Source organism: Amycolatopsis sp. NPDC051903 (assembly GCF_044452505.1).
Classification (GTDB): domain Bacteria; phylum Actinomycetota; class Actinomycetes; order Mycobacteriales; family Pseudonocardiaceae; genus Amycolatopsis.
This window is the reverse complement of sequence record NZ_JBITBT010000046.1, coordinates 1-18,459: the sequence shown is the minus strand read 5'-3', so window position 1 is coordinate 18,459 and position 18,459 is coordinate 1. Positions and strand designations below refer to the sequence as shown.

General features: G+C 72.1%; 14 protein-coding genes. 6 read left to right on the top strand and 8 right to left on the bottom strand.

Annotated features, from left to right (window positions below):
* Positions 1–159: 159 nt before the first annotated feature.
* The 3 genes from ACIA77_RS45705 (at position 160) to ACIA77_RS45695 (ending at position 4,098) form a co-directional block, all read left to right on the top strand.
* On the top strand, positions 160–1,389 hold the full coding sequence (locus tag ACIA77_RS45705; RefSeq protein WP_395892455.1) for a DUF5685 family protein: 1,230 nt from the start codon (positions 160–162) through the stop codon (positions 1,387–1,389).
* Between the two features lie 68 nt (positions 1,390–1,457).
* Positions 1,458–3,617, top strand: a complete 2,160-nt coding sequence (gene uvrB / locus ACIA77_RS45700; protein WP_395892454.1) for an excinuclease ABC subunit UvrB — start codon at positions 1,458–1,460, stop codon at positions 3,615–3,617.
* Between the two features lie 118 nt (positions 3,618–3,735).
* Positions 3,736–4,098, top strand: coding sequence for an MmcQ/YjbR family DNA-binding protein (locus tag ACIA77_RS45695; RefSeq protein ID WP_395892453.1), 363 nt, complete (start codon positions 3,736–3,738; stop codon positions 4,096–4,098).
* A gap of 48 nt (positions 4,099–4,146) precedes the next feature.
* Here the strand turns inward: ACIA77_RS45695 and ACIA77_RS45690 are convergent, their stop codons facing one another.
* From ACIA77_RS45690 to ACIA77_RS45670, 5 genes are all read right to left on the bottom strand, one after another.
* The gene (locus ACIA77_RS45690) at positions 4,147–4,536 is read right to left on the bottom strand and encodes a VOC family protein (protein WP_395892452.1); all 390 of its coding nucleotides are present in this window, start codon (positions 4,534–4,536) and stop codon (positions 4,147–4,149) included.
* Positions 4,537–4,679: 143 nt separating this feature from the next.
* Complete coding sequence (locus ACIA77_RS45685; RefSeq protein ID WP_395892451.1) at positions 4,680–6,083, bottom strand: S28 family serine protease; 1,404 nt, start codon at positions 6,081–6,083, stop codon at positions 4,680–4,682.
* Between the two features lie 101 nt (positions 6,084–6,184).
* Positions 6,185–6,937, bottom strand: a complete 753-nt coding sequence (locus ACIA77_RS45680; RefSeq protein ID WP_395892450.1) for an enoyl-CoA hydratase/isomerase family protein — start codon at positions 6,935–6,937, stop codon at positions 6,185–6,187.
* Positions 6,938–6,995: 58 nt separating this feature from the next.
* Positions 6,996–7,934 carry an ABC transporter permease gene (locus ACIA77_RS45675; protein WP_395892449.1) on the bottom strand — a complete coding sequence of 313 codons (939 nt, stop codon included), beginning with the start codon at positions 7,932–7,934 and terminating at the stop codon, positions 6,996–6,998.
* On the bottom strand, positions 7,931–10,810 hold the full coding sequence (locus tag ACIA77_RS45670; RefSeq protein ID WP_395892448.1) for an alpha/beta fold hydrolase: 2,880 nt from the start codon (positions 10,808–10,810) through the stop codon (positions 7,931–7,933). Before ACIA77_RS45670 ends, ACIA77_RS45675 begins: the two co-directional genes overlap by 4 nt.
* A gap of 313 nt (positions 10,811–11,123) precedes the next feature.
* On the opposite strand from ACIA77_RS45670, the gene ACIA77_RS45665 reads away from it, so the two are divergent.
* Complete coding sequence (locus ACIA77_RS45665) at positions 11,124–12,089, top strand: TerC family protein (protein ID WP_395892447.1); 966 nt, start codon at positions 11,124–11,126, stop codon at positions 12,087–12,089.
* Between the two features lie 38 nt (positions 12,090–12,127).
* The gene (locus tag ACIA77_RS45660) at positions 12,128–14,092 is read left to right on the top strand and encodes a S9 family peptidase (protein ID WP_395892446.1); all 1,965 of its coding nucleotides are present in this window, start codon (positions 12,128–12,130) and stop codon (positions 14,090–14,092) included.
* 6 nt (positions 14,093–14,098) lie between these two features.
* On the opposite strand, the gene ACIA77_RS45655 is transcribed toward ACIA77_RS45660, so the two are convergent.
* The 3 genes from ACIA77_RS45655 to ACIA77_RS45645 all read right to left on the bottom strand — a co-directional run bounded on the left by ACIA77_RS45655 (position 14,099) and on the right by ACIA77_RS45645 (position 16,779).
* Positions 14,099–14,755 carry an RES family NAD+ phosphorylase gene (locus ACIA77_RS45655; protein ID WP_395892445.1) on the bottom strand — a complete coding sequence of 219 codons (657 nt, stop codon included), beginning with the start codon at positions 14,753–14,755 and terminating at the stop codon, positions 14,099–14,101.
* Positions 14,756–14,806: 51 nt separating this feature from the next.
* Positions 14,807–15,388 carry a DNA-binding protein gene (locus ACIA77_RS45650; protein ID WP_395892444.1) on the bottom strand — a complete coding sequence of 194 codons (582 nt, stop codon included), beginning with the start codon at positions 15,386–15,388 and terminating at the stop codon, positions 14,807–14,809.
* Positions 15,389–15,801: 413 nt separating this feature from the next.
* Positions 15,802–16,779 (bottom strand): LacI family DNA-binding transcriptional regulator, encoded by a 978-nt coding sequence (locus tag ACIA77_RS45645; protein ID WP_395892443.1) that lies wholly within the window; start codon positions 16,777–16,779, stop codon positions 15,802–15,804.
* Between the two features lie 93 nt (positions 16,780–16,872).
* Here ACIA77_RS45645 and ACIA77_RS45640 point away from each other — a divergent pair, with 93 nt between their 5' ends.
* Positions 16,873–18,369, top strand: coding sequence for an FGGY-family carbohydrate kinase (locus ACIA77_RS45640; RefSeq protein WP_395892442.1), 1,497 nt, complete (start codon positions 16,873–16,875; stop codon positions 18,367–18,369).
* Positions 18,370–18,459 lie beyond the last annotated feature (90 nt).

The window sequence follows — 18,459 nt, the reverse complement described above, 5'->3', positions numbered from 1 at the left end:
CCATCCTGCCCGGCGCTCCGCGGCGGGGGAGGGCGTTCGCGGTCCGTGTCGGTGAAATCCACCCGGTTGCCCGAAATGGTCACGGGTTGGGCACGTGCCGCCCGTGCGCCGGCACTGCCCGTTACGGTTCGCCGGGATCGAGCCGTACTGGGGGGAACGATGTTCGGGATCATCCGGCCGTGCCGGCACCGGCTGTCCGCGCGGCTGCACACCGATTGGCTGGCGCACCTGTGCGGGCTGTGCCTGGCGCTGCGCGACGAGCACGGGCAGCTCGCGCGGGCCGTCACGAACTACGACGGGCTGGTCGTGTCCGCGCTCGTGGAGGCGCAGGCCCCGGCTCCTGGGCGGCGCCGGGCCGCGGGTCCGTGCGCGTTGCGCGGGTTGCGTTCGGCGTCGGTGGCGCGTGGTGAAGGCGCTCAGCTCGCGGCGGCGGTGTCGCTGGTGCTCGCTTCGGCGAAGGTCACCGACCACGTGGCCGACAGCGACGGCGCGTTCGGCCGGAAGCCCGTCGCCTCGGCCGCCCGGCGCGTCGCGGCGCGCTGGGCACAGCAAGGCGCCCGGACGGGTGCGCGCGTCGGTTTCGACACCGCGGTGCTGGTGGACGCGGTCGCGCGGCAGGGCGCGCTGGAACAGGCGGCCGGGCGCGAAGATTCCGTGCTGGTGGTGACCGAGCCGGCCGAGCTGGCGGCGTCGGCGGCGTTCGCGCAGACGGCCGTGCTGGCGGGCCGCCCCGGCAACGTCGCACCGCTCGCGGAGGCCGGGCGGTTGTTCGGGCGGGCGGCGCACCTGCTCGACGCGGTGGAGGACCAGGCCGCCGACGACGCCGCCGGAGCGTGGAACCCGCTGACGGTCACCGGGACCGGGCCGGCCGAGGCGCGGCGGCTGGCCGGCGACGCCGTGCTCGGGGTCGAACTCGCGCTGCGCGAGGCGCAGTTCGCCGAACCCGCGCTGGTCCACGCGCTGCTGGTGCACGAGTTGCGGCAGGCGGTCACGCGGGCGTTCGGGCACCGGCAGGAGCCGCCGCCGGGCTGGCTCGGGCCGGGACCGGTGCCGCCCGGGCTGCCGCCGGGGTCCGGGCAGCTGCCGGGTGGACCGCCGCCGGGCTCACCGCCCGCACCGCCCCCGCCGCCGAAGCCGCCGAAGAAGAAGCGCCGGCCCGGCGACGGCCCGGAGGACGGCGACGGCGGCGGGTGCTGGTCGCCGAAGTTCGCCGTGCCGTCTCGCCCGCGCGGGTTCTTCACCGGCTGCGCCGTCGCGACGTACATGTGCTGCAGCTGCCAGTTCTGCTGCCGCGACCCGTTCCCGGGGCCGTGGAGCGGCAAGGCGCGCGCGAACCACGTCGACTGCTCGCCGTGCGACCTGTGCGGGGCGTGCTGCGACGGCTGCTGAACCGCTCCCGCCCAGGTCAGCCCGGACGCGGCTGAAAACTGTCGGGGGGTCGGCCTACTCTGGAGGACGTGGCTTTCGCAACCGAACACCCCGTCCTCGCGCAGTCCGACTTCCGGCCCGTCTCCGAAGTGCCCCGCACCGGCGGCCGGTTCGAAGTGGTCAGCGAGTACCGGCCCGCCGGTGACCAGCCGACGGCCATCGACGACCTCGAACGCCGCATCAAGGCGGGCGAGAAGGACGTCGTGCTGCTGGGCGCCACGGGCACGGGCAAGTCGGCCACCACCGCGTGGCTGATCGAGCGCGTGCAGCGGCCCACGCTGGTCATGGCGCCGAACAAGACGCTGGCCGCGCAGCTGGCCAACGAGCTGCGCGAGCTGTTCCCGAACAACGCTGTCGAGTACTTCGTCAGCTACTACGACTACTACCAGCCCGAGGCGTACATCGCGCAGACGGACACCTACATCGAGAAGGACTCGTCGATCAACGACGACGTCGAGCGGCTGCGCCACTCGGCCACGATGAACCTGCTCTCGCGCCGCGACGTGATCGTGGTGGCCAGCGTGTCCTGCATCTACGGCCTCGGCACGCCGCAGTCCTACCTCGACCGCTCCACGAAGCTGGAGGTCGGCGGCACGGTCGACCGCGACGTGCTGCTGCGGGCGCTGGTCGACGTGCAGTACACGCGCAACGACATCGCGTTCGCGCGCGGCACGTTCCGCGTGCGCGGCGACACCGTCGAGATCATCCCGGCGTACGAGGAGCTGGCGATCCGCGTCGAGTTCTTCGGCGACGAGATCGACAAGCTGTACTACCTGCACCCGCTCACCGGCGACATCGTGCGCGAGGTCGACGAGGTGCGGATCTTCCCGGCCACGCACTACGTCGCGGGGCCGGAGCGCATGGAGAAGGCGATCAAGGGCATCGAGGAGGAGCTCGAGGAGCGCCTCGCCGACCTGGAGAAGCAGGGCAAGCTGCTCGAAGCGCAGCGGCTGCGCATGCGCACCGCGTACGACATCGAGATGATGCGCCAGGTCGGGTTCTGTTCCGGCATCGAGAACTACTCGCGCCACATCGACGGCCGCGCGGCCGGGTCCGCGCCGGCGACGCTGATCGACTACTTCCCGGACGACTTCCTGCTCGTCATCGACGAATCGCACCAGACGGTGCCGCAGATCGGCGGCATGTTCGAGGGCGACATGTCGCGCAAGCGCAACCTCGTCGACTACGGCTTCCGCCTGCCGAGCGCGGTCGACAACCGGCCGCTCACGTGGGAGGAGTTCTCCGACCGCATCGGGCAGACGGTGTACCTGTCGGCGACCCCGGGCCCGTACGAGATGGGGCAGACCGGCGGCGAGTTCGTGGAGCAGGTCATCCGCCCGACCGGCCTGGTCGACCCGAAGGTCGTCGTGAAGCCCACCGAGGGCCAGATCGACGACCTGGTGCACGAGATCCGCGAGCGGGCCGAGAAGGACGAGCGCGTGCTGGTCACCACGCTCACCAAGAAGATGGCCGAGGACCTCACCGACTACCTGCTGGAGCTGGGCATCCGCGTGCGGTACCTGCACTCCGAGGTCGACACCCTGCGCCGCGTAGAGCTGCTGCGGCAGCTGCGGGCGGGCGACTTCGACGTGCTGGTCGGCATCAACCTGCTGCGCGAGGGTCTCGACCTGCCCGAAGTGTCGCTGGTGGCGATCCTCGACGCGGACAAGGAAGGGTTCCTGCGCAGCGGCACCTCGCTGATCCAGACCATCGGCCGCGCGGCGCGCAACGTGTCCGGCGAGGTCCACATGTACGCGGACAAGATCACCGACTCGATGCAGCACGCCATCGAGGAGACGGATCGCCGCCGCGCCAAGCAGATCGCGTACAACGAGGAGCGCGGCGTCGACCCGCAGCCGCTGCGCAAGAAGATCGCCGACATCCTCGACCGCGTCTACAGCGAAGCCGACGACTCCGCGGAGTCCGTCGCCGTGGGCGGCTCGGGCCGCAACTCGTCCCGCGGCAAGAAGCCGGAACAGGGCGACCGCGTCCGCAGCTCCGGCATGCTCGTCGACAAGGACGTGTCGACCATGCCACGCGCCGAGCTGGCCGACCTCATCCAGCAGATGACCGACCAGATGATGCAAGCCGCCCGCGACCTGCAGTTCGAACTGGCGGCCCGCCTCCGCGACGAGGTGGCCGACCTCAAGAAGGAACTGCGCGGCATGGACGCGGCCGGCATCCGCTGACGCTCGCCCGCCCGCCTCGCCGCTCTGCGGGAGTGACGAGGTGGGGCCGCGCGGCCGGACCCGGGTTACTCGCGTGGACGGCGGGGTGTGCGCTTGAAAGCACGAGCGGAGGTGAACGGTGGCGCGGTTGGACGACGTGATCGCCCACTGCCTCGGCAAGCCCGGGGCGGTGGAGACCTATCCGTTCGGCGAGCACGTGCTCGTCGCGAAGGTCGCGGGGAAGGCGTTCGCGTTCCTGGGCCTGGAGCGGCCCGGTTCGGTGGGGCTCAAGTGCGGCGGCACGCGCGAGGGAGCCGCCGAGCTGCGCGGGCGCTACCCGGAGTCGGTGGCAGTCATGGACTACCCGGGCCGCTACGGCTGGAACCGCATCGACCTCGGGGCGGCCGTGAGCACTGCCGTGCCCGCGACCGAACTCCGCGAACTGGTCGACGCTTCGTACGACGCGGTGCTCGCGAAAGTCCCGCACGTCCGGCGCCCCTGACCCGGCCGCGCGCCGGTCGCCCCGGAGCAGCCGGCCGAACCGGGCGGATCAGCTCGGGGCGGGGGCGTTCTCGTCCGGCTGGAGGACGCCGAAGATGTTGCCCTCGGTGTCCTTGCAGTAGGCGAGCCAGCCGACGCCCGGCACGGGGTTCTTCGGCAGCGCCAGGGTGCCGCCGGCTTGGGCGACGGCGTCGAGGGTGGCGTCGACGTCCCCGACGGCGATCGTGTTGACGAAGCCGTGCACCGGGGCGTCCTCGGCGGGGGCCGGGCCGCGGCGGGGGAGGAGGCCGCCGTTGATGCCGTCGCCGTCGCCGGTGTCGACGACCCAGTAGGGGATGTCACCCCACTGCTCGATCTTCCAGCCGAACACGGCGGTATAGAACGCGACGGCCCGCGCGGGGTCGCCGGCGTGGATCTCGAAGTGGACGGGCCGGGGCATGGCTGCCTCCTCAGACCGGACCGGCAAGACTGAGCCGAGACTACGCCTCCCACCGCCGCCGCGGCGTCACCCGGCGCGGCAACCGTGCGCGCCCCACAGCCGCGGAATCACGGCGACCGGCCCGCCGAAGATCCACAAAGGACCTAGAGCCGCGGGCGGTCCGTCAGGAGTGCGTTCGCGTCGAAGTCCGGGAAGGCGGCCGGCGCGGCCGGGGCGGCGAGAGACCGCGCCGACGAAGCGGGCAGCCCCGCCCACCGCCGGATGGTCGCCGTCGCTTCGGCCGCCTGCGCGGGCGGCAGCTGGGCGATGGTCGAACCGTGGTTGCCGCCCGGGACGAAGTAGCGGTAGGAGTCCTTCGAGCCGAAGCCGAGCTCGAAGGGTTCCGCGCCCCACGGGTCGTCGGAGCCGTAGACGAACAGCAGCTGCCGGCCCTGCGTGCGGACCCAGAAGTCGATGTCCGGCATCGCGAGGAAGTCGAACCGCGGGATGCGCACCGACGCCGGCACGAACGTCTGCGGCACGTCGGCGCCCGGGTAGCGCAGCAGGTCGCGCAGGTAGCTGTCGTACGCCTCGGGCGAACCCAGCTGCGCGGCCGCCTGGTAGTAGTACGGCACGAACGCCTCGAGCTCCTGGTCGGAGTAGGTGTTCAGGCTCTCGACCTGCTCGAACCACGCCCACACGTCGGCCGCCGGCGCGCCTGCGCGCGGGATCGACGCGCACGCCGACAACGACTGGTACTGCCAGAACGCGAAGTACGAGTCGGTCACCGCGATCTCCAGCGACTCGTCGATCGAGCCGACCGTGGTGAACGTGTACCCCTTGCGCTTCGCGTCGTCCGCCGCCAGCGCGCCCAGCTCGTCGCGCCGCTTCAACGCGTCGCGCTGCAACGCCTTCAGCGAAGCCCGGCACGCGGGGTCGCCGACGTTCGCGAGGAAGCGGTTGTACCGGTCGACCGGGTCGATCACGTCGTTCGGCGCGACGTAGGGGATCGTGCCGTCGACGTCGTCCGGGAAGAAGCGCCGGAAGTACGTCGCGGTCATCCCGCCCTTGCTGGCGCCCGTCGCGAGCCACTTCCCGGGGTAGATCTTCTTGAACGCCTGCACGGCGTCGTGCTCGTCGGCCGCGGCCTGCCAGATCGTGAGGTCGCGCGCCCAGTTCTCCGGCCCCGGCCGCGACGGCGTGAAGTACCGGTACTCCATCGACAGCTGGTTCCCGTCGACGATCCGCGTCGGTTCCGAGCGGTTGGGCGACAGCGAGACGTTGTAGCCGCTGGTGAACGCGACGGTCGGCGCGGCGAAGTCGCGGTGCAGCAGGGTGAACCGCTGCTGGAACGTCCGCCCGTCCGAGTGGCGGTGGTCGACCGGCTGCGTGAACGCCAGCTCGAAGAACCGGTACCCCGCGGGCGCCGCGTCCTCCTTCACGACCGTCAGGCCCGGGATCGACGCGAGCGCGCCGGTGATGTCCTCCGGTCCGGCCGCGCTCGCGACCGGCGCGCCGCTCACGACCGTCAGGACAGCAGCGGACAAGACGGTGAGCAGCCTGCGCACGTGGTTCCCCTCGACGGCCCGAGATCAACTTCCGGATCTTCACAGACCCGGCCGGGCTCGGCAAGGCGCACCATCCGGTCGGGCGCCGACTTCCGTAGGGCTCAGGACTTCAGCACCCGGTCCACATAGGACTTGACCGCGGCCAGCGTCGCGTCCGAGCGCCACATCCGCTCGACGTGGCCGTCGTCGGAAGCGCGGTTCTCCGCGATCCGCTCGTGGTAGGGCTGGCGCAGCTGCGCCTTCGTGTGCGCGAACGCCTCCGCCGGCAGTTCGCCGAGGCGCGCGGTGAGCTCGCGGGCCCGCCCGAGCACCTCCTCGGGCGCGGCCACCTCGTCGACGAGCCCGCGGGCCAGCGCGTCGTCGACGGTCAGCGTGGCGCCGCTGTAGATCAGCGCGGGCAACGGCGTCGTGCCGTACGCGCAGCGCAGGATCTCCAGCGCCGCCAGCGGGAACGGGACACCGACGAGCAGCTCCGGCACGCCGATCCGGCCACCGCCCGCGGCCGCGACGCGGTGGTCGCACGCCGCGGCGAGCACCAGCCCGCCCGCGATCGCGTGCCCGTTGACCGCGGCCACGAGCGGTTTGGGGAAGCCGAAGAGCGCGAGGAACGCGTCGGACAGCGCGGGCAGGAACTCGCTGACGTAACCCGCGCCGCCGGCGTCGACGCTCAGCAGGTCGACGCCCGCGCAGAACAAGCTGCCCGCGCCGGTGAGCACGGCGGCCTTCGCGCGGTCGGCCGCCTCTTCGAGCTGGTACACGAGCTCCCGGCAGGTGGCGGTGTCGAGGGCGTTGCCGCGGCCGTGCTCGAGCGTCAGCACGGCGACGTCGCCGTCGAAAGCGAGGTGGGTCGTCACGCGACGAGACGTTACCGCCGTCCGGCCGTCCTCGCGGGAGGACGGCCGGACGCGCGGGTCAGCTCGTGATGTCCTTCGTCGCGAAGCGGCGCCCGGCCAGCAGCAGGAACACCGTGGTGTAGATGAGCGACGAGAGCACCCCGCTCGCCATGTCCCCCCAGTCGATGTCGGTGGAGATCAGGTCGATCCACGCGAACGAGAAGTGCGTGGGCAGGTAGTTGCGCAGGCCTTCGAGCGCGGTGATCTGGTCGAGGATCTGCGACAGGATCGCCACCAACACCGTGCCGCCGACCGCGCCGAGCGGGGCGTCGGTCGACACGCTCAGCAGCAGCGCCAGCCCGGCCACCCACGCCAGCTGCACGATGATGTACACAGTGGACAGCAGGAGCGCGATCATGCTGTTGCCGAAGGAAACCGCGTCACCCGTGGGGCTGATCGCGTCGCCCGCGCCGTACCAGATCACGCCCACCAGCAGCGACACCAGCGGCAGCAGCACCAGCGCCGCGGCCGAGAGCAGGCCCGACACGATCGCCTTCTGCCGCAGCAGCCGGTGGCGCGGCACCGGGATCGCCAGCAGGTACTTCAGGCTCGACCACGACGATTCGCTGGCGATCGTGTCGCCGAAGAACAGCGCCACGATCATCGGCAGCAGGAACGTGCCGGACACGAACAGCGCGAGCACCACGAAGTTCGGCGCGCTCGCCGTCGCCAGGTCCACGAACCCGCCCGAGCGCCGGTTGGGGTTCGACTGCCCGATCTCGAACGCCACCACCAGGATGAACGGCAGGATCGCCACGAACCCGAGCACGAGCTGCGTGCGGCGGCGCTTGAACTGCCGCTTCAGCTCCACGCCGAGGCGCAGCGTGCGCTCGGCGCGGTAGCCGGCGACGGCACCGTCCGGGCCGACCTCGGCTCGCTCGGCCGTCGCCAGCTCGCTCAGCTCCCGCAGGGCCGCGGGGTCGGTGTGGACCCCGCCGGAACCGTTGGCCTCGTTCATGAGTCCTCTCCGACCAGCTGCAGGAACGCGTCTTCGAGCCGGCGCCGCGGCCCGGCCTGCTCCACCGAGACGCCCGCGCGCACGAGCGCCGCCACCGCCTCGGCGCGTGGCAGCCCGTCGAGGTTCGCGTGCACGAGGTCGCCTTCCACGTCGACGTCGGTGACGCCGCCGACGCCCTTGAGCGCCGCCGCGGCCGCCGCCGGGTCGCCGACGCGGAACGTGGCCTCGCCGCTCGAGGCCGCCAGCTCGCTGACCTCACCGGAGGCCACGAGCGTGCCGCGGTGCATCACCACGACGTGCGAACAGGTCTGCTCGACCTCGGCCAGCAGGTGGCTCGAGACGACGACGGTGCGCCCGGTGGCGGCGTAGCGCTGCAGGACCTCACGCATCTGGTGGATCTGGGGCGGGTCGAGCCCGTTGGTCGGTTCGTCGAGCACCATGAGCTCCGGCAGCCCGAGCATCGCCTGCGCGATGGCGAGCCGCTGGCGCATGCCCTGGCTGTAGGTCTTCACGCGCCGGTTCACCGCGTCGCCGAGCCCGGCGATCTCGAGCGCCTCCGTGAAGTGCGCCTTTTCGGCCGGCCGCCCGGTGGACGCCCAGTACAGCTCGAGGTTCGCCTTGCCGGACAGGTGCGGCAGGAACCCGGACCCCTCGACGAACGACCCGATGCGCGACAGCACGGGCGCGCCCGGCGTGATCCGGTGGCCGAACACGCGGATCTCGCCGGCGGTCGGCGTGATCAGGCCCATCAGCATGCGCAGCGTGGTCGTCTTGCCCGCGCCGTTGGGCCCGAGCAGGCCGAGCACCTGGCCCGGTTCCACGCGGAAGGACAGGTCCTTCACCGCGACGAACCCGCCCGAGTACTGCTTGCGCAGCCCCTTGATCACGAGCGGGGTGCCCGCCAGCTCGGGGTCGACGTCGTGCGCCCGGCGCCGGCGGATCGCAGCGACGACCAGCGCGGCGAGGCCGACGAGCAACGTGACGCCGATGCCGATCAGCTGGCCGACCGGGGCCGGAGTGCCGACCGACGTCCCCGGCACGACCGGCACGGCGAGCGCCGAACCGGACACCAGGCCGATGCGGAACACGCCCGGCGCGGTCGGCGTCGAGAAGGACTGGTCCGTGGTGCCCACGACGAGCCGCAGCGAGTGGCCCGCCTCGATCGGCCGCACGATCCCCGGCAGCGTCACCGTCACGTCGACCGGCGTGCCGTTCGACGGCAGGTTTTCGACGCGGAACGGGGCGACGGCGTTGGCCGGCAGCACACGCGTGCCGTCGGGGCCCACGTCGTAGAGCTTCGCGAAGAGCACGGCCTCCGGCAGCGGGTGCGCGGGATCGGCCGCGACCTGCAGGTGCACGGTGCTGGAGCCCGCGATCAGCACCTGGCTGTCGAACGGCGCGGTGCGGAACTGCGCCGACTGCCCCGGCGGGTCGGTGCTGAACAGCGGCGCGAGCCGCGACGAGCCGGCCGCGATCCCGTTGAGCCCGGGGATGCCGCTCACGGCCGCGGGGTTGGCGCCCGCGGGCCGCACCGCCGGCTGCGGCGGGCCCTGCAGCTCCACCTCGCGCCGCTCGGTCCCGGCGCCCGAAAGACCCGGGTACGCGTCGGTGCTGACCGTGCGCACGGACGGGGCGCCGTTGGCCCGCAGGGTGCCCTGCACGTCGTAGCTGAAGCCGGTGCCCGGATCGCCGTCGCCGGTGACCGCGGACCACAGGAAGTCACCGATCTTGGTGCGCAGCTGCGGGCCCGGCGTGCCGCCGTCGTGGCCGCCGGTGTACCAGATCGTGCGCACCTTCCCGCCCGCCGCGCTGATCTGCCGCGCGGTGGCGTCGGACTGGTCGAGGCCGAACAGCGTGTCGCTCTCGCCCTGCACGAGCAGCGTCGGCACGGTGATCTTGCTCGTCACCGACGCGGGGGAGACGCGGTGCAGCAGCGCGACGGTCTGCGCGCTGACCTTCCCGGTGGTGGCCAGCTCGGTGTAGGCCTGACAGACCTGTGCCGTGAAGCGGCCGCACGGGTCCGCCGCCGGCAGCTGCGCCGGGCGCTGCTGCGGCGCGGTCGCCTGGGTCTCGGTGCCCCCGCCCGCGCCGGCGCCCGTGCCGCCGACCGAAGCGCCGTTGTCGCCGGTTTCCTGCCCGGCCTCCGGTGCCTCCGCCGACGGCGAGCCGGCCGCGGACGCACCCGAACCCGCGGAGAAGAAGATGCCCGCCCAGCTCTTCTTGAACACCCCGTCGGGTGCGAACTCGCCCGCCGCCGGGGTCTTCGCCGCGGGTGGGGCGGTCGCGGCGGCGTTGGGGATCAGGCCCTGCGCCAGGTCGTTGTACGTGATCACCGGCGCGACGGCGGCGACGCGCTTGTCGGTGCCCGCGAGCAGCAGCGAAAGCGCGCCGCCGTAGGACGCGCCGGTCACGGCGAGCTCGGGGGCGCCGTCGGCGCGCGTGGCGACGGCGTGGCTCGCGAGCAGGTGGTCGATCAGCCGGCTCGCGTCGGCGACCTCGGCGTCGGGGTCGTTGAGCCCGATCTTGCCGCCGCTGCGGCCGAAGCCGCGTGCCGACCAGGTGAGCACCACGAACCCGCGCTGGGCGAGTTCCCGCGCCTGCGGGTCCACGCTGGACTTGTCGCCGCCGAACCCGTGGGCCAGCAGCACCGCGGGGGCGGGCGTCTTCTCGGGGTAGTAGGTCGTGGTGTCGATCCGGACCTGGTCGGCCGACCCGGGCGCGGCCGGCACGGCGAGGAAGGCGTCCTGGGTCCGGACCGGCGCGGAGTCCGAGCCGCGGGTGGTCCAGACGGCCACGACCGCGGCGACGACCACCACGACCGCGGCCAGCGCGGTGAGCCTTGAACCGCGCGTGCGCGGGAACGGGATGCGGGGCACGTGCTGACGTTATGGGAGCTTTCCTGAGAACGTCTCGCGCGGCTCACACGGATCAGACATCTTTTTCAGGCGAACCCGCGTGATCGACTCGTGCGGTGACGCAGTTAACACGGCCGGTCCGGTGATCCGGGCAACCCCGGCTGGCGCTCGCGACGCGTAACCGGCACACTGAACGGGCTGTGAGGGGAGTATTCCTCCGCGGCGGTGTCGTCAGCACGGTGGCCTGGCCCCCGGCACCGTCGGCCGGTTGCGAAACCGGCGGAAGAGACCTCCGGTTAGTTGCTGCTGCGCACTATCCGGAGGTTCTGCTGTGATGACCGTTCCCCTGTGGTTGTGGATCGCCACGGTCGGCGGCCTGCTCGCGCTGATCGCCCTCGACCTCGTGATCGTCGACCACAAGCCCCACGCGATCAAAGCGGGTGAAGCCGCGCGCTGGGTGATCTTCTACATCGCCTGCGCGATCGCGTTCGGCATCGGTGTGTGGGTGTTCGCCGGGCACGACCCGGGCGTGCAATTTTTCACCGGCTACATCACCGAGTACTCGCTGAGCGTCGACAACCTGTTCATCTTCATGATCATCATGGCGTCGTTCAAGGTGCCGGCGATCCACCAGCACCGCGTGCTGCTCGTCGGAATCCTGCTCGCGCTCGCCATGCGCAGCGTGTTCATCGCCGTCGGCGCCGCGCTCATCGCCCAGTTCGTGTGGGTGTTCTTCCTCTTCGGCGCGGTGCTGATCTGGACCGCGATCAGCATGCTGCGCAAGAAGGACGAGGAAGAGGAGTACCACGAGAACGCGGTGACCCGCTGGGTCCGCAAGATCGCCCCGGTCACCGACGACTTCCACGGCCACAAGTACGTGGTGAAGGTCAACGGCAAGCGGATGATCACGCCGATGCTGGTCGTCATCGTCGCGATCGGCTCGGCCGACCTGCTGTTCGCCGTCGACTCCATCCCGGCGATCTTCGGCATCACGCAGCAAGCCTTCCTCGTGTTCACCGCCAACGCGTTCGCGCTGATGGGCCTGCGGCAACTGTACTTCCTGCTGGGTGGCCTGGTGGACAAGCTCGTGTACCTGTCCTACGGCCTGGCGGTGATCCTCGCCTTCATCGGGGCGAAGCTGTTCGTGCACGCGCTGCACGAGTACCACGTGGCGCCCGACTGGCTGGACATCAACAACTGGGTGTCCCTGGGCGTGATCGTCGTGGTCCTGGCGATCACCACCGTCGCCAGCCTGGTCAAGGCGAAGCGGGACGAACGCGCGGAAGTGGCCGCGAAATAAGTCTTTCGCGTTGCTAATGATCCGGTACGGTCGTCGGCATGCGACCTGCCGACATCGAAGCCCTCGTCGTTCCCGGTCACCCCGCACTCCGGGGCGATCTGCTGCTCACCGCGGTCACCCACCCCGACCTCGGCGCCAACGCCAACCACGGTTCGATCCGCCGCGTGGAGCTCGGGGGAGGGGGAGACGGGACGCCGTGGACGCACGGCCCGCGCGACGCGGCCCCGGCGATTTCGCCCGACGGCCGCTGGGTCGCGTTCCTGCGGACCGGAGACGGCGAGGGACCGGACGGCAAACCGCAGGTCCACGTGATGGCCGCGGCGGGCGGCGAGGCGAAGCGGCTCACGGAGCTGCAGCTGGGCGCCGCGGCGCCGGTGTGGGCACCGGATTCGCGGCGGCTCGCGTTCACCGCGCGGGTGCCCGAGGCCGGCCGCTACGGCACCGAGGACGCCGACGGCGAGACGCCGGAGCCGGCGGCCGAGGCGCCGCGCCGGATCACGCGCTTCGACTACCGCATCGACGACGTCGGCTTCCTGCGCGACCGGCACAAGCGGCTGTTCGTCCTCGACGCCGTCGCCGCGCTCGACGCGGCGGAGCTGCCCGAACTCGAACCCCTGTCACCGGACGCGTACGACGTCGGCGATCCCGTGTGGACACCCGACGGCGAGCGCGTGGTCGTCACCGTGCCCCAGGACTGGGACCGCGTGGAGACCGACTACAACGACTTGGCGGCGTTCCCGGCCGGCGGTGGTGAGCCCGAGCTGCTCGTGGTGTGCCACGGCAGCGCCGAGCAGCCCGTGTTCGGCCCGGACGGCACGCTGTTCTTCTACGGCTCGTCCTACGAGGACGGACACCGCGAAGCCTGCAACACGGGCCTGTACGCCGCCACGATCGAGGCCGGCGGCCCGGTGAAGGCGCGCCGGCTCACCGACATCGAGACCGTCGACGTCGAGAGCGGCTCCGGCCGCGCCGTGCCCGTGGACGGCGAGGTGCTCGTGGCCGTCCGCAACCGCGGCGCCGTGGAGCTGCGCGCGGTGCCGGCTGCGGCCGACGCTGCCGCGCTCTCGGACCTGCGGGTGCTGCACGACGGCCACGTCGTGGTCCGCGGGTTCGCCGCCGACGGCGACACGGTCGTCGCGGTGGTCGCGACGCCCGAGACGGCCGGCGACGTGGTGGTGTTCGGCGCGGGCGGCCCGCGCGTGCTCACCGACTACTCGAAGACGTTGCGCGACAAGGGGTTGCGGCCGGTCGAGGAGCTCACGACGACCGCGCCGGACGGCTACCCCGTGCACGGCTGGCTCGTGCTGCCCGAGGGCGAGGGCCCGCACCCGGTGCTGCGGGTGGTGCACGGCGGGCCGTTCGCCCAGCAGGACTGGGCGGTGTTCGACGAAGCGCAGGTGTACGCGGCGGCCGGCTACGCCGTGGTGCTCGGCAACCCGCGCGGGTCGGCGGGGTACGGGCAGGGCCACGGCCGCGCGATCACGTTCGGCTTCGGCACGGTCGACGTCGACGACGTGCTCGCCCTGCTCGACAACGCGCTCGAGCGGCCCGACCTCGACTCGTCGCGCGTCGGCATCATGGGTGGCTCCTACGGCGGCTTCATGACGAGCTGGGTCGCTTCGCACCACCCGGAGCGGTTCAAGGCTGCGTGGAGCGAGCGGGCCGTGAACGCGTGGGATTCGATGGTCGGCAGCTCCGACATCGGCTACTTCTTCGTGGACGCCTACATCGGCACGGACCCCGAGGTGCTGCGCGACCGCAGCCCGCTGACCTACGCCGCGGACATCACCATCCCGTTCGCCGTCGTCCACTCCGAACAGGACTGGCGGTGCCCGCTGGAGCAGGCGCAGCGGATGTTCGTGGCGCTGCGCCGCGCCGGTGCCGACGCGGAGTTCCTGCTGTTCCCGGGCGAGGGCCACGAACTGTCGCGCTCGGGCCGGCCGCGCCACCGGGTCCAGCGCTTCGACGCCGTGCTGGACTGGTGGTCGCGGCACCTGGCCTGACGCGGGTCAGTTCAGGAGCGTGTAGTTCAGCTCCTCGCAGACCCGGCCGAGCGGGACGTCGAGCCCCGGGTGATCCAGCGGAAGCAGGACATCCGGGGCGATCGGCAGCGCGGTGCCCGCCGGCGGGTCCCACAGGCACACGGCGGGAAACCCGGAGTCCATCGACGAGCGGTACCAGAGGCCGTCGAGGTCGGGCAAGGCCGTGCGGATGGCCCGCGCCCACGCCTGCGTGATCTTCTTCGGCCCGCTGGAGATCTCCTGCGACGCGCCGACCCGCGTCGGCCACAGGCCGGTGAGGTCCAGCAGCCGCAGCGTGCGCATCGGGCGCACGACGACGAGTCGCGGCCCGCGTGTCTTGCGGTCGACGGTGGAGCTGGTCTGGAAGACCTCGGCGACGCTCGTGCGCACGGTCAGCCCGAAGTAGAGCACGCCGTTGGCCGGATCGGTCACCGGCTGGCCGCCGCGCCCGGGCGGCTGCTGGTCGAAGCGCCCGTGGGGCAACGGTCCCGTGTAGCGGAACGAGTTCCACTGCTGCGGGTGGTTTCCGTGCGCGGTGAAGATGCGGACCAGTCTGGTCTCGGGCTGCACCGCCACCACGTCGTGGGCGCGGTCGAGCTCGTTGACCAGCACGGATCGCGCGGGCGGCAGGGGGAGCCGGGCCATGCGTCGGGGGTCGTCCGTCCTGTGTCGGTGATCTTCCGTGGGCCGCTCAGCTTAGAACGGCGAGCCCAGCGTGGCGACGAGGCGCGCCACGTGGTCCGGATCGCCGCCGGCGAGCAGCCACTGGCGCGGGGTCGCGGGCTGGTCACCGATCAGCAGATCGTCCTGCTGGGTGTTCATGAACGCCGCGACGACGAGCGCGGGCTGGTCGTCGGGGACCGCGCGCAGCACCACTTCGAGACCGGGCAGCACACCGGACCCGGCGAACTGCCAGGACGGCAGCCGCCAGCCCTGGTCCTTCCAGCCCGTGAGCCGGCCTTCCTTGAGGCGGTGGCGGATCCGGCTGTCGTCGACGTTCAGCGCCTTGGCGGCCTGCGTGACGGTGAGCGCGGAATCCGCGAGCACGGCGTGGGCCGCGACGGTGCGCGCGCGGAAGTCCGGCTCGTCCTCCCCGCGCGGGGTGAGGTCGAGCCCCACGTCACCGAGCGCCGCCTGCTGGTCGGGCGAGAAGTAGTGCGAGGGGTCCGGGTTCGGCGGAGACAGCCTGCGCGCCGCGTCCTCGACGAGGGTGAGGAACTCGGTGGCGTCGGCCTTGAGCCCCGCTTTGGCGAGGACGTTTTCCAGCGCGACTGACATGCGCTCAGAGTAGCTCGTGTGTGCGGGTTCGTGCGGTTCGTCACCGCATCTGCGGGTGAATTCACCAGAGATCGACACGCACCGCACAGAACCCGACACGATGCGTAGGCGATTTCGCCACAGTGTGCCCGGCTCGGGGCGGGGTTGTCCAGGCTTTCGTGCCCTTGACACCTGCCCGTTGCGCCCCTTACTTTCGGTTTGGTAATCGATTTCCCGCCTCGGGCTTGTCGCGGGCTCCGGCGGCCTCCGGGCCACCGGTGCTGGGGGGACAGGGGGTGGGACGTGCCTGGTGGGCCGGTACTGCCGGTCCACCAGGCACGTCGTCCTATCGGGACGTTTTTCCGCGCCGGTGATGCGGCGGAATTCAGGCAGCCGCAGTTTCGCAGCGCCCGCCGTGCCATTCGGCGGGACCGCTACCGGCGTGAACTCTGCCGTTCGATCAACCGCGCTTCGAGGGTCGTCGTCGTGGGGTGGCGCGTGCTGTCGGCGATGCGGGCGAGCAGCAGCTGCGCGGCGACGCGGCCGACTTCGTACGCGGGCTGCGCGACGACCGTCAGGGGCGGGTCGATCAGGGTCGTCCAGGGGGCGTCGTCGAAGGAGACGATGCCGATGTCGCGGCCGGGGCGCAGGTGGCGGGATGACAGGGCTTCGAGGACGCCGATGGTCATGGTGCTGTTGGCGACCAGCAGCGCGTCGGGCGGTTCCGGCAGGTCGAGCAGTTCCGTGGCGGCCACGCGCGCCCCCTCGGCGCGGTATTCGGTGCGGCGGAACACGGCGTTCTCCTGGCCGACGGCGTCGAGGTACCCCGCGAGCCGGTCGTCGGCGGTGCGGACGCCGGCGGGGCCGGACAGGCAGCCGATGCGCCGGTAGCCGCCGGCGACGAGGTGGCGGGTCGCGCCGCGGGCGGCGCGGCGGGTGTCCACGAGGACCTGGTCGCCGTCCGGCCCGGTGAGCGGCCGGTCGACCGCGACGACGGGCGTGCCCTGGCGGCGCAGGCGGTCGACGTTCGTGGAGCGGCCCGTGGGCGAGAGCACCACGCCGGCGACGCGTTCCTGGAGCGCGACGTCGATGTAGCGGCGCTCCTTGTCCTCGTTCTCGTCGGAGTTGCACAGCACCACCGAGTACCCCGAAACCTGCGCGAGGTCCTCGACCCCGCGCGCGATCGCGGTGAAGAACGGGTTCTCGACGTCGGAGATGATCAGGGCCAGCACCGCCGTTTCCTGGCGGCGCAGGTTCCGGGCCAGGCCGTTGGGGTGGTAGCCGAGCTCCTCGGCGGCCACCAGCACCCGCGCCGCGAGCTCCGGGTCCACAGTGGACTTGCCGTTGAGGGCCCGGGAGACCGTCGCGGTGGAGACGCCGGCGCGCGCGGCGACGTCGCTGATGGTGGCCACCGTGACCTCCTCGTCCAGGCTTGCTTGACACCTTCGTACCCGAAGAATAGCGTCCCGAGTAATCGTTTACCGTCCGCTTACCGGGGGAGACTCGTGCATCCGGGACTGCTGGTCGGCATCGACATCGGCACCTCGAGTTCCAAGGGCGTGCTCGTCGGTGCGGACGGCACGATACTGGCGCGCGCCGGCCGCGCGCACACCACCTCCCGTCCGCGGCCCGGCTGGTTCGAGCACGACGCCGAACGCGTGTGGTGGGCCGACTTCACCGCGCTGGTCCGCGAGCTCACCGCGGCGGCGGGCGACCGGCCGCTCGCCGGGCTCGCCGTGAGCGGCATCGGGCCCGTGCTGCTGCCCGCCGACGCCGACGGCCGGCCCCTGCGGCCCGCGATCCTCTACGGCGTCGACACGCGCGCGAGCGCGGAAATCGCCGAGCTGACCGCGGAACTCGGCGAAGAGTCCATTGTGGAACGATCCGGCAGCGCGCTGTCCAGCCAGGCCGTCGGGCCCAAGTGGCGCTGGTTGGCCCGCCACGAACCGGAGGTCGCGGAGCGCGCCGAACTGTTCCTCATGGCGAGCTCGTACCTCGTGCTGCGGCTGACCGGTGAGTACGTGCTCGACCACCACTCGGCGAGCCAGTGCGACCCGATGTACGACCTGCGCGCCGGGACGTGGGCGCAGGATTGGGCACAGCTCGTCGCCCCGGGCATTACGCTGCCTCGGCTCGCGTGGCCGACGGAGGTCGCCGGCACCGTGACCGCCGCCGCGGCCGCGGAAACCGGGCTGCCGCAAGGGCTTCCCGTCACGTGCGGCACGGTCGACGCGTGGGCCGAAGCCGCGAGCGCGGGCGTGCGCGCGCCCGGCGACACGATGCTCATGTACGGCACCACGATGTTCCTGATCCAGACCGCGGACCGCCCGCGGCCGGTGCCGGGCCTGTGGGCCACCAACGGCGCGTTCCCGGGCACGTACTCGCTGGCGGCGGGCATGGCGACGTCGGGCGCGATCACCGACTGGCTGCGCGAGCTCGTCGGCGGCGAGTTCGCCGACCTCGTGGCCGCGGCGCGCGACGTGCCGGCCGGGAGCCGCGGGCTGCTGATGCTGCCGTACTTCGCGGGCGAGCGCACGCCCGTGCCGGACCCGGCCGCGCGCGGGGTGCTCGCCGGGCTGACGATCTCGCACGGCAAGGCCGACCTCTACCGGGCGGCGCTCGAAGGCACGGCTTACGGCGTGCGCCACAACCTCGAGACGATGGGCCCGGCCGGAGGCCGCCGCCTCGTCGCGGTCGGCGGCGGCACGCAAGGTCGCGTGTGGACGGAGATCGTCAGCGACGTGACGCGCGCCGAGCAGCACGTGCCGACCGAGACGATCGGCGCGGCGTTCGGCGACGCGCTGCTGGCCGCGGTCGCCGTCGGACTGGCACCGGACGCCGGCGCCTGGAACCCGGTGGCCGAGGTCGTGCGCCCGGACCCGGCCCGCGCCGACCTGTACGACGAGTTCTACGCCCGCTACCGCGCGCTGTACCCGGCGACCGCCGACATCGCGCACTTCCTGGCCGGTCAGCAGGAAGCGGCGGCGAATCACGAGGGCTAGCTTGAGTTTTAACGTCTGAGTGGTCGGTGGAGACCCCTGTTGATCATGAGTGAAGCCCTTGGTCGATCATTCCTTCTTGCGACAGACGGA

What these genes read in the sequence shown, in the direction of transcription:
- ACIA77_RS45705 (WP_395892455.1), top strand. Translation starts at nt 160, where the DNA reads ATGTTCGGGATCATCCGGCCGTGCCGGCACCGGCTGTCCGCGCGGCTG.
- ACIA77_RS45690 (WP_395892452.1), bottom strand. Translation starts at nt 4,536, where the DNA reads ATGCCCCGGCCCGTCCACTTCGAGATCCACGCCGGCGACCCCGCGCGG.
- ACIA77_RS45675 (WP_395892449.1), bottom strand. Translation starts at nt 7,934, where the DNA reads ATGAACGAGGCCAACGGTTCCGGCGGGGTCCACACCGACCCCGCGGCC.
- ACIA77_RS45665 (WP_395892447.1), top strand. Translation starts at nt 11,124, where the DNA reads ATGACCGTTCCCCTGTGGTTGTGGATCGCCACGGTCGGCGGCCTGCTC.
- ACIA77_RS45660 (WP_395892446.1), top strand. Translation starts at nt 12,128, where the DNA reads ATGCGACCTGCCGACATCGAAGCCCTCGTCGTTCCCGGTCACCCCGCA.
- ACIA77_RS45655 (WP_395892445.1), bottom strand. Translation starts at nt 14,755, where the DNA reads ATGGCCCGGCTCCCCCTGCCGCCCGCGCGATCCGTGCTGGTCAACGAG.
- ACIA77_RS45650 (WP_395892444.1), bottom strand. Translation starts at nt 15,388, where the DNA reads ATGTCAGTCGCGCTGGAAAACGTCCTCGCCAAAGCGGGGCTCAAGGCC.